Source organism: Amphibacillus indicireducens (genome assembly GCF_039539605.1).
Taxonomy (GTDB): Bacteria; Bacillota; Bacilli; order Bacillales; family Amphibacillaceae; genus Amphibacillus; species Amphibacillus indicireducens.
The window spans coordinates 17,040-27,678 of the sequence record NZ_BAABDL010000077.1 but is presented as its reverse complement, the minus strand read 5'-3'; the positions used below and the strand labels follow the sequence as shown (position 1 = coordinate 27,678).

Annotated in this window: 10 protein-coding genes; 7 read left to right on the top strand and 3 right to left on the bottom strand. The window is 38.4% G+C overall.

The features are described from left to right. The first annotated feature begins 150 nt into the window (after positions 1 to 150). The 4 genes from ABD814_RS07475 to sdaAA all read left to right on the top strand — a co-directional run bounded on the left by ABD814_RS07475 (position 151) and on the right by sdaAA (position 3,745). Positions 151 to 345, top strand: coding sequence for a hypothetical protein (locus ABD814_RS07475; protein ID WP_344911832.1), 195 nt, complete (start codon positions 151 to 153; stop codon positions 343 to 345). 91 nt (positions 346 to 436) lie between these two features. After that, a complete protein-coding gene (locus ABD814_RS07470; RefSeq protein ID WP_344911830.1) occupies positions 437 to 1,330 on the top strand; it encodes an ROK family protein in 894 nt (297 codons plus the stop codon). A gap of 55 nt (positions 1,331 to 1,385) precedes the next feature. Beyond that, a complete protein-coding gene (locus ABD814_RS07465) occupies positions 1,386 to 2,138 on the top strand; it encodes a sulfite exporter TauE/SafE family protein (RefSeq protein ID WP_344911828.1) in 753 nt (250 codons plus the stop codon). Between the two features lie 44 nt (positions 2,139 to 2,182). After that, positions 2,183 to 3,745, top strand: coding sequence for an L-serine ammonia-lyase, iron-sulfur-dependent, subunit alpha (gene sdaAA, locus ABD814_RS07460; protein WP_344911827.1), 1,563 nt, complete (start codon positions 2,183 to 2,185; stop codon positions 3,743 to 3,745). A 21-nt stretch (positions 3,746 to 3,766) separates the two neighbouring features. Here the strand turns inward: sdaAA and ABD814_RS07455 are convergent, their stop codons facing one another. Both ABD814_RS07455 and ABD814_RS07450 read right to left on the bottom strand, forming a co-directional pair. Next, entirely contained in the window at positions 3,767 to 3,952 is a 186-nt protein-coding gene (locus ABD814_RS07455) for a hypothetical protein (protein ID WP_344911825.1), read from the bottom strand. 57 nt (positions 3,953 to 4,009) lie between these two features. Next, positions 4,010 to 5,008 (bottom strand): D-alanyl-D-alanine carboxypeptidase family protein, encoded by a 999-nt coding sequence (locus ABD814_RS07450; RefSeq protein ID WP_344911824.1) that lies wholly within the window; start codon positions 5,006 to 5,008, stop codon positions 4,010 to 4,012. Positions 5,009 to 5,195: 187 nt separating this feature from the next. Between ABD814_RS07450 and ABD814_RS07445 the strand changes: the two genes are divergently transcribed. Beyond that, positions 5,196 to 6,077, top strand: coding sequence for an RpnC/YadD family protein (locus ABD814_RS07445; RefSeq protein ID WP_344911823.1), 882 nt, complete (start codon positions 5,196 to 5,198; stop codon positions 6,075 to 6,077). Between the two features lie 860 nt (positions 6,078 to 6,937). On the opposite strand, the gene pepT is transcribed toward ABD814_RS07445, so the two are convergent. Then, positions 6,938 to 8,173, bottom strand: a complete 1,236-nt coding sequence (gene pepT / locus ABD814_RS07440) for a peptidase T (RefSeq protein WP_344911821.1) — start codon at positions 8,171 to 8,173, stop codon at positions 6,938 to 6,940. A gap of 163 nt (positions 8,174 to 8,336) precedes the next feature. On the opposite strand from pepT, the gene fni reads away from it, so the two are divergent. Next, positions 8,337 to 9,365 (top strand): type 2 isopentenyl-diphosphate Delta-isomerase, encoded by a 1,029-nt coding sequence (gene fni, locus ABD814_RS07435; protein ID WP_344911820.1) that lies wholly within the window; start codon positions 8,337 to 8,339, stop codon positions 9,363 to 9,365. Positions 9,366 to 9,560: 195 nt separating this feature from the next. Further along, a complete protein-coding gene (locus tag ABD814_RS07430; RefSeq protein WP_344911819.1) occupies positions 9,561 to 10,553 on the top strand; it encodes an ABC transporter substrate-binding protein in 993 nt (330 codons plus the stop codon). The last annotated feature ends 86 nt before the right edge of the window (positions 10,554 to 10,639 follow it).

Genomic DNA, 10,639 nt, shown 5'->3' with positions numbered 1-10,639 from the left:
TTGATTTGTGTTTGTTTAGACACTTATACAATATCAAAGATCGGGCTCCTTTTCACTTAATTAGTGAAAGATTGATTGGTTATTTTTAATTGATTTGATGCGGTTTATTCAGGTTTTATGATTGGGCTATGAATAATCTAGGATGTAATGATGTTAGAGCTATTTCATCGGGGCCGAAAAGAGGGAAAGGTTGATTTAAAATATTCTGATGAATTTTTATTGCTTTATTTTCAAGCAACAGTTGAGGGAATCTCAAATCCACAAATATACGAAAAAATTGTCCCATATACAGAGGAATGGACAGAAATACTGATAAAAGGGATTGCACCAAAAAGAAGTGAATAGTTTATTTTCTAATCAATCATTTGCACTATAAAAAACATCGACTTAACGATATAATAAAGACAAAGAACATAATGAAATGAGGCTTGTTAAGATGTACCTCGGTTTAGATATAGGTGGAACGTTTGTTAAGTATGCTTGGATGGAACGGACTGGTGAAATTGTCGAACAAGGGAAATTTAAGACACCTTACGATAGTGCAGAATTTTTAGTTGAAAAAATGGCAGAAGTTTATCATCAGTCAACTAAAGAGATAAAAGGGATAGCGATTAGTTGCCCAGGAACGATTGATGTTGAGTCAGGTGTTGTTTATCATGGTGGAGCTCTTACTTATCTACATGAAAAAAACATTGCTCAAATGTTAAGTGACAAATGTGGTGTGCCAGTTTCAATTGAGAATGATGGCAAATGTGCAGCACTTGCTGAAAGATGGCAAGGAAGTGTTAAAGATTATCAACATAGTGTGATCCTAACTCTTGGTACTGGAGTAGGTGGTGGGATTATTATTAACGGTAAGCTTTATCGAGGAGCAAATTTAGAAGCGGGCGAACAAAGCTATGTGATGGAGAGCTTCAGTCATGAAAAGAATCATGCTGAGTTTGTCGGACCAGCTTGTTCAGCTTCTGATATGGTAAATGAGATTGCTGAGTTAAAAGGTTTAGAAGAAAATGATGGAATTGGTGCATTTAAATATATCGATGCTGAAGATCCGGAAGCATTACAGGTTTTTAATTGGTTTTGTAAAAATGTTGCTGTCCAAATTCTTAACTTACAGTATATTATTGACCCAGAAATCTTTGCGCTTGGTGGTGGTGTTAGTGTGCAACCAGCTTTCCTTAAAGGGATTAAAGCTGCCGTTGAGTTAATCGTAACAGAGAACCCACACCATGTCGCTTCTCCAAATATCGTCACGTGTCATTTCAATAGTGCGGCTAACTTATATGGCGCATTGTATCATTACTTGATTCAACACGAATCATTGGATTAAATCAAGTGGAAAAGCTAGCAACGTGACTAGCTTTTTTGTTATGAGAAAGGTATGTATGATGGATTTTACATTGATTACTTTAGTTGTTTTAGTCGTCTTTTTAGGCTCTCTCACACGATCGACATTTGGCTTTGGGGATTCAGTTGTTTCAATGCCATTATTGGCATTACTCCCGTTACCAATTAATACAGCTATTTCTTTAATTGGTTTAACCGGTTTTTCTGTCGGACTAATGGCGATCTTTTCAGCGTGGAAATATATTGATAAGCGGATTCTCCTACTTCTTTTAAGTAGTACGATGATTGGGATACCGATCGGCCTTTATCTGGTGATTGAGGTTCCACAAGAAAATGTGACACAAATTTTAGGTGTTTTCCTGATCATTTATGGAATCTATTCATTGATTAAACAAAGATATCATTTAGAATTACCGGAGAGGTGGAAAGGGAGTCAGTTACTGCCGCTTCCTTTTGGACTACTCTCAGGCGCATTAGGCAGTGCATACAATATGAATGGAATTCCGATCGTCGTTTATGGAACGTTTAGAGATTTAGAAATGAAAACTTTTCATAGCACACTCCAAAGCCATTTTATCGTATCGAGTCTTTTCATCGTTTTAGGACAAGCATTAGGTGGCTTGTGGACGAGAGATCTGTTTGTTTTCTATCTGGCATCATTACCGGTGATTTATTTGGCGCACCGAATCGGCAAGTCGATTCGCTTACGGATCCCGATTCATCGATTCGAAAAACTGTTATATCTTTTTATTTTATTGTTGGGGATTATCCTCTTGTTAAGTGTGGCTTAATTTTTATTTAAAAATCGAGAGATTGTACACATAGGAGTGACAGCATGACTTTTACAAACTTAGCTGAAATCATTGATTCGGCAGAAAAGCAGCAAACGACAATTGCTAGCTTAATGATTGAAAAAGAAGTTAAACAAACGGGTCTAATAAAAGAGGCCATTATTGAAAAAATGGCGAATCAATTTGACGTGATGGAAGAGTCTGTTCGAAAAGGAACATTAACATCTGTTCAATCTCGCACTGGATTAACAGGTGGCGATGGACACAGGCTATTTAACTATGCACAAAATAAACACCCTTTTATTGCATCAACGACTTTACATACAGCTGCTAATGCTTTGGCTGTCTCAGAAGTGAATGCGGCAATGGGACGAATTGTCGCTACCCCTACTGCAGGATCAGCGGGCATATTACCAGCCGTTCTTGTTCAAGCATTGGATAGCGATCGATTCAACCGAACTCAAATTATTGAAGCGATGTTCACTGCCTCAGCATTAGGATTAGTTATTGCTAACAAGGCATCAATTTCGGGTGCTGCTGGTGGCTGTCAAGCCGAAATTGGCTCGGCAACTGCAATGGCCGCAGGTGCTCTCGTTGAATTAGCGGGTGGTACGCCAACCCAAGTTGGCCATGCGGTAGGGATCGCTTTGAAAAATTCACTAGGCTTAGTCTGCGATCCTGTCGCTGGTTTAGTTGAGATACCTTGCATTTATCGGAATGGGCTACATGCGATCACAGCTCAGGCTGCAGCAGATATGGCTTTAGCTGGAGTTAAAAGTATCATTCCACCAGATGAAGTCATCCAAGTCATGCATGAAGTCGGTCAAGAGATGCCGGAATCACTAAGAGAAACCGGAATTGGTGGACTAGCGGGAACACTGACTGGTCAGAAGTTAAAAAAACAGGTATTCAGAGAAAACGCACATGATAATGAACCAGTAAAATACAATAGTGCTTACGACATCGTAGGGCCGATTATGGTCGGACCATCAAGCTCCCATACAGCTGGAGCTGTAAGAATTGGAAATATTGCTTATCAACTTCTAAACGAAAAGCCTAAGTCTGTTACATTTACTTTAATGGGCTCATTTGCAAAAACTTATCAAGGACACGGGACTGACCTTGCTTTGTTGGCGGGTGTCCTTGGCTTAACGACAATGGATGAACAAATTCCAAATGCTAAGGAAGTTGCTAAACAGCACGGGCTAATTTATTCATTCACAACACGTGTATTGGGAAGTTATCATCCAAATACAGTTTTAATTGAATTGGCTGGTGAGTCAAGAAAAATTAAGTTACTAGCAAGTTCCATAGGCGGAGGAAAAGTTGAAGTTCAAGAGATCGATCATTATCCGCTTAAATTTAGTGGCGAGCAACCAACACTCGTATTAAGACATAAAGATAGTCGCGGAGTCATCGCTGAGTTAACAAGTTTACTTTATCAAAATGGTTTTAATATTGCTCGACTGCTAAATGAACGCTCAACGATCGGAGGACCCGCCATTACAATTTGCGAAGTTGATCATTTTGTCGATGATTTTTTATTAACGGAGATTAAAAACAAATTACCTATTATCGAAGAGCTTTTGTTAATTAAAACAACTTAACTTGAGCAATCTAGGCTCTTATTAATGATCAAGTTGTGGATAACTTGTGTAATTGTTTTGTGGATAATGTGGATAAAGTCGTGGATAACTGTAAAATATAGCTTGATTATGTGGATAACAGTGTTGATAATCATTTATATTAATTGAGAGACAATTAATATAAATGTTGGCTGAATAGTAAGTTAAATAAGAGTGGTTCTCTTTCATCCCCCCTGTCTATCGATTATTTATTGGTAGACAGGGGGTTAAACGATTCATTATTTACTAATTATTTGAGGATATCATTAGCTTATCTAAATGATTAAAAGCATAATTATAAAGTTTTTCGGTTTCTATAAAGCGCTGCATAACTGATTCAGTTCCCATCACTACAGAAATAAATCGGACACCATTCTGCTCAACAGTACCTGTAAAACCATAGCCTGCCAAATCGGTGTAGCCTGTTTTTAAACCATCGACTCCTTGATAAGGGATAAAATCTGATAACATTAAATTCGTATTGATATATTCTTGGTCATTCGCTAAATATTCAGATTGACTTGTTATCTTTAACAGAATTGGATGATGGTTGATTAAGTGTCTGGCAAGTGTAGCAAGGTCTCGGGCTGACATATGATTCGTATCATCAACTGTTCCAACCGAGAAAAATTGGCCAAGATGCTCGTTGTCCAGTCCGGTACTATTAACAAATTTAGATGCACTTAATCCCAAATCCTCTGCTCGGAGATTCATTTGTTGAACGAATAAAGTTTCACTGCCGCTCACTGCTTCAGCAAGTGCAATTGTTGCCCCATTAGCAGAATGGATTGCCATTGCATGAAAAAGCTCTTCAACTGTGTATGTTCGATCCTGTTCGAGATCGACCGAAGCATAACCAGGATGATGTGAGATGTAATAAGCATAATCACTAATAGAAACATGAGTATCCCAATCTAGCTGGCCTTCTTCAATCGCTTCTAATACAACGAGCTCAGTCATCATCTTTGCCATGCTAGCAGTTGGTAAAGACAGTTCACTATTTTCTTGATAAATCACATGTCCCGTTTCTGCATCGATCAGAATAACAGAGCTTGCTTCAAGTTCAATATCTGTTAATTTCCAAAAACGTTTAATTAAATGATCGGAAAAAATTCGATGTTCGATCGTTCTTTGTGAATTATCGATTAATTGACTCGCAAGAGGTTGATTATCTTCTGCAACAAAATTCAATAATCCAAAGATACTGATAAAAAATATAGTTATTAAGAGTATTCGTTTCTTCATCATGACCACCAACTGTTTTTAGTAATTAATTTTACTTTAACATAGTTTATCTTCTGTGACACAATCTAGCATAAAGTAGTCAAAAATTTGTCTGATTAACGAATTGATTATTCATTAAAGTGGTGCTATATTATAGCTAGAACTTACACCTTAGACCTCGCATCAAAACCTACAAGGATGTGATTTCATGGCAGTCCTGCCACTATTGATCCAAGAAAAACCCCCATCACGATTGACCTACACAAAACACGACCAACTGTACAAAGAATTAATTCAAACATTTTTTCAAGAATTTCTCGAAGTGTTCTTTCCTGAGATTCACAAAGCAATTGATTTTGGGAGAGTTAAGCCATTATCGGAGGAAGTTTACACAAACATGCTTGATGGCGATACGCGCAGACTCGATCTCGTGATTGAAACAAAATTGAAAAAAACCGATGTGGTGATTATTGTTCACATCGAACCCCAAAGCTATCAGCAACCCGACTTTAACGAGCGAATGTATCATTACTTTAGTATGCTCTACAACAAGTACAGAAAACCAATGATCCCGATTGCAATTTTCAGTCACGACCGCCAGCCGGTAGAAAACCAGTACAAGATTGAATTTGATTTTTTCCATGTCCTTACCTTTCATTACCTGACATTACATTTAAGAAAAATGAATTGGCGTGACTATATTCGCTCAGATAATCCTGTCGCAGCGGCATTGCTTAGTGAAATGGGTTATCAAGAAGAAGAACGGATTGAAGTTAAAAAGGAATTTTTACGAATGATTACAAGAATGGAGCTCGATCCAGCTAGACAACGCTTAATTTACGGATTTTTCGAATCCTATTTAAAACTAACCGAACAAGAGGAGGAACAACTGATGGACGAAATAAGCAAATTACCAGAAGCAGATCAAATTTTTGAGATTCCAATTTCTTATGAAGAGAAAGGGAAGGAGATCGCTAAAAAAGAGATGGTAATCGAGATGCTTAGAGAAGGAATCGATTTAAAATTAATCGAGAAAGTCTCACATTTGGATATTGATGAAATTGTAGTTTTAAAAAAACAATTAGAGTAATCAACAGTGCCCGAAAGCTTTCTATAGTCTAGGTTCTGTTTAATCATTCACTCAGGGAGGGAACAACTGATGGACGAAGTAAGAAAATTACCAGAGGCAGGTAAAGATTCAAAATTTCAATTATCAATAATAAAACAGTAGCGTTGCATAAACTTTTCTTTCCTAAGTCAAGTCTTAGCATTGTGGTTTGAGATAACGGATATTGATCGATCAATACAACCGCTACGGGAAAATATTTCGCTTACCGCGGGCGTGCCTCGGGCGCACAGGATGTGGGTCAGTTAGACGTTGCCACACGACGTGGCGATCTTAGTCTAACATTCCCCCAAGTGGATCTTCGGCTCACGCTATTCCCGCAGGTGTCTTCATATTTTCCCTACGCTAATGTCTGCTTTCCTATAGAATAAAAAAGATCATTTGCAATTCAACGCATGAAAGATACAATTTAGCAGCTGAGAGATGTGTAGACTCCCACGGGAAAAGCAAGAGCTTGAGATCCACTTTGACAAGTGGGTTTTGCTTGGCAAAGTTAGCTCAAGCCTTGGGACTGCGATTACTCGTCCCACCATAAACACCTGCCCGTAGGAAAGCGAAACATCTCTCAGCTGCGAGTGTGAACCTCTTACCTAGAACTAATCACATAACTAGATGTTATCTTAACTTTTTTATGCAACGTTACTGATAATAAAAACAACTAATCCTTTGTTGATAACTCTATTCCCTCCTGTGGATTACGTGGGTAAGTCAACGTAAGCTAACTAAATGCATTGGTTGGTTGTGGATAATAATTGTATAACCTGTGGACAAAATTAAAAACAGTCTAGTCATTTATTACTGAGCTAGACTGTTTTTTATGCATCCTACTTTGCGCGTTCTTCATACATTGAACTAATCTTCACGATCGTTTCAACCGCTTTTATCATATGATCAACTGAAACAAATTCGAACTTCCCATGGAAATTCTCCCCACCCGTAAATAAATTAGGCGTTGGTAGGCCCATATACGATAGTTGGGAGCCATCTGTACCACCGCGAATCGGCTCAATGACAGGATCAATTTCCAACTCCTTCATTGCATCAGCAGCAATATCAACAATGTGACGGACAGGCTCAATTTTGTCACGCATATTATAATATTGATCTGCCAGCTCTAAATGAATTGCTCGGTCACCGTATTTTTGTTTGAACTCATCAACTAGCTGATTGATCGTTTGCTTTTTTTGTTCAAAAGCTTCTCGATCATGGTCACGAATAATGTAATAGAGTTTAGATGATTCGGTATCTCCGGTTAAGGATAGTAAGTGATAAAAACCTTCATATCCTTCTGTAAACTCAGGTGCCTGATCTGCTGGTAAACGATAATGAAATGCCATCGCTAATTTGATCGAGTTAACCATTTTATTTTTAGCTGTACCTGGATGAACATTATTTCCATTGATCGTGATCTTTGCTGCTGCTGCGTTAAAGCTCTCATATTGTAGTTCGCCTAATGGTCCACCATCGACAGTGTAAGCATAGTCTGCCTGAAAAGCTTCAACGTCAAACTTATGTGGTCCGCGACCAATTTCTTCATCGGGTGTGAATGCGACTCGGATTTTCCCGTGTTTGATTTCTGGATGTTTAATTAGGTAATCCATTGCTGTGATAATTTCAGCGATACCTGCTTTATTATCAGCGCCGAGCAATGTTGTTCCGTCAGTTGTGATTAATGTTTGTCCTTGGTAATTTTTCAGGTTTGGATAGTCAGCTGGTTTTAAAATGATCTGCTTCTCTTTGTTAAGCACAATGTCTCTACCATCATAATCTTCAACAATCTGTGGGCTCACATTTTTCCCGGTTAAATCAGTCGCGGTATCAAGGTGTGCTAAGAAACCAATTGTTTCAACTTGCTTTTCTGTGTTGGCAGGTAATGTTGCCATCACATAACAATTGTCGTCAATCGTGACTTCCTCCATACCAATCTCTTTTAGTTCTGCAACTAATTGTTTTGCTAAAATCCACTGCCCCTCAGTTGAAGGACATGCCTGATTATCCTCATTCGATTGGGTATCTATTTTCACATATGATGTAAAGCGGTTAATAAGTTTTTCTTTCATTACAGTCAGCTCCAATAATTTTTGATAATTATATTTTATCATATTAAGATGTTGACGAATAACTCTAGTTTGAAAACTGTTAATCACTACACTAAATATGATACAGTTATAAGTAGCGAAACGAATTATCGGTCTTAATAATATTGAATGAGGGGTTAACAAGATGGCAGATCAAATTAATCAACGAAAAGCAGAACACATTACCTTATGTTTAACGGATCAGGTGGCAGGAGAAGGTATTACGTCAGGGATGGAATCAGTCCGGTTAATTCATAACGCATTACCTGAAATTGATTTTAATAAAATTTCATTAACAACAAACTTTTTTAAACAAGAGACTAAAACGCCATTTTTAATTAGCTCGATGACAGGGGGCTCAGAAGAGGCAACAACGATTAATCGGAATTTAGCCACTGCAGCAGAGGAGAGGGGCTGGGTCTTTGCCTTAGGTTCAACGCGGGCACTAATTGAAAATGATACATATAGTGAGTCGTTTCAAGTTCGGGATCTTGCACCAACGATTCCAATCATTGCGAATTTAGGTGCAGTCCAATTAAATTATGGCTTTACATTGGAAAAATGCCAACAGATTATTGATCGAACAGAAGCAAATGCACTCGTACTTCATTTGAATTCAATCCAAGAAGTGATTCAAACAAATGGTGACACGAATTTTGAAAAGTTATTACCTAAAATTGAACAGCTTGTGAAGGCATTAGATGTCCCTGTTGGGGTTAAAGAAGTTGGCTGGGGAATCGATGGTAAAACGGCTCAAAGATTACATGATGTCGGGATTCAATTTATTGATGTTGCTGGTGCTGGTGGAACGTCGTGGAGTCAAGTTGAAAAGCTTCGATCGAATGATCCGATTAGGAAAGAAGCTGCTGAAGCTTTTGTTGACTGGGGGATTGAGACAGTTGAGAGTTTAGTTACGGTTAAAGACACAGTCAAAAACACTTCTGTTTTTGCCAGTGGCGGGATGAAGACAGGTGTCGACGCTGCAAAAGCGATAGCTTTAGGAGCAGACTATGTTGGCTTTGCTCGATCACTATTAAAAGATGCAACTAAATCAGCTGAAGCAGCTGGTCAGATGATGGCGACACGAGAACTTGAATTGCAAATGGCGATGTTCGGTTTAGGTACAGGAACAATTCCCGAACTCCAACAGACGGACCGAATTAAATTAACTTAAGAAGAATTAAGCCACTTTTAGATCTTGATGATTGTAAAGGTGGCTTTTTGTTAAAATTTCTAGTTGAAAACTGAATTAATAAAAAATTAAAAAGATTCTTAATAAAACTGTCCAGTAAGGCGCTAAAGTATGGTATAATAACTCTCATTAAATTCAGAAAATTAAAATAAGATCAGATTAGAGGAGCGTTTGATAATGAGAAAGCATAGATTAAGAGCAATTATTTTTACGTTATTATCATTAATTATTTTAGGAGCGTGTGGAACTGGTAATTCAGATGGTGTGTCGTCATCAAAGGAAACGTACGACGGAACTGTTTACAAAATCGGTGTGTCACAGTTTGTTGAACATCCCTCATTAGATGCGGCTTATGAAGGATTTCAAGCAGCAATTGAAGATGCTGGCTTAGAAGTAGAATACGATTTAAGGAATGCGCAAGCGGATCAAAGTAACACATCAACGATCGCACAAAACTTTGTTGCAGATGATGTTGATCTGATTTTTGCCAATGCAACGCCAAGTGCACAAGCGGCACTGCAAGCAACTCGTGAGATCCCGATTGTTTTTACATCTGTAACTGACGCGCTTGAAGCGGGACTTGTTGAATCATTGGATCAAGCAGACCGTAATATTACTGGGGTAATGGATATGCATCCAGATGCAATTATTGAAACAGTAAACTTTATCGAAACTTATTTCCCTGGCTCGAGAGTGGGTGTTGTTTATAATGCAGGTGAACAAAACTCAGTGATTCAAATTGAGCACGTTAATGAAGCGGCAGAAGGAACGAGTTTAAGCGTTGTTGAGCGAACGGTCTCAACGTCAGCTGAAGTACAGCAAGCAACAACATCATTAGTTGGTGAAGTTGACATTATCTATATCGTGACAGATAACACGGTTGTATCTGCCCTGGAAACAGTTGTAGCGGTTGCGAATGAACAGAAGCTACCATTGATTGTTGGCGAACCAGATTCATTAGAACGAGGTGGTTTTGCAACATTTGGAATTGATTACTATACAATCGGCTATCGATCTGGTGAAATGGCAGTTGAAATTTTAACTGAAGCAAAAACGCCATCAGATCTAACTGTCGAATATCCACCGAACATGGAGTTATTTATTAATCGGTCAGCGGCGGAAGCTCAAGAGGTTGAGTGGCATGCAGACTGGGACGAAGCGGCTGAATAAAATCAACCAATTATCCTTGTGATTTAGGTTTGATGAATAGTCGATTTTAAAACAGATATTGTGATGGCAAAGAAGGGGAGAAAGCG

Bases quoted from the DNA above. Each gene is read 5' to 3' on its own strand.
- ABD814_RS07475 (WP_344911832.1), top strand. From the start codon at position 151: ATGTTAGAGCTATTTCATCGGGGCCGAAAAGAGGGAAAGGTTGATTTA.
- ABD814_RS07470 (WP_344911830.1), top strand. From the start codon at position 437: ATGTACCTCGGTTTAGATATAGGTGGAACGTTTGTTAAGTATGCTTGG.
- ABD814_RS07465 (WP_344911828.1), top strand. From the start codon at position 1,386: ATGATGGATTTTACATTGATTACTTTAGTTGTTTTAGTCGTCTTTTTA.
- sdaAA (WP_344911827.1), top strand. From the start codon at position 2,183: ATGACTTTTACAAACTTAGCTGAAATCATTGATTCGGCAGAAAAGCAG.
- ABD814_RS07455 (WP_344911825.1), bottom strand. From the start codon at position 3,952: ATGAAAGAGAACCACTCTTATTTAACTTACTATTCAGCCAACATTTAT.
- ABD814_RS07450 (WP_344911824.1), bottom strand. From the start codon at position 5,008: ATGAAGAAACGAATACTCTTAATAACTATATTTTTTATCAGTATCTTT.
- ABD814_RS07445 (WP_344911823.1), top strand. From the start codon at position 5,196: ATGGCAGTCCTGCCACTATTGATCCAAGAAAAACCCCCATCACGATTG.
- pepT (WP_344911821.1), bottom strand. From the start codon at position 8,173: ATGAAAGAAAAACTTATTAACCGCTTTACATCATATGTGAAAATAGAT.
- fni (WP_344911820.1), top strand. From the start codon at position 8,337: ATGGCAGATCAAATTAATCAACGAAAAGCAGAACACATTACCTTATGT.
- ABD814_RS07430 (WP_344911819.1), top strand. From the start codon at position 9,561: ATGAGAAAGCATAGATTAAGAGCAATTATTTTTACGTTATTATCATTA.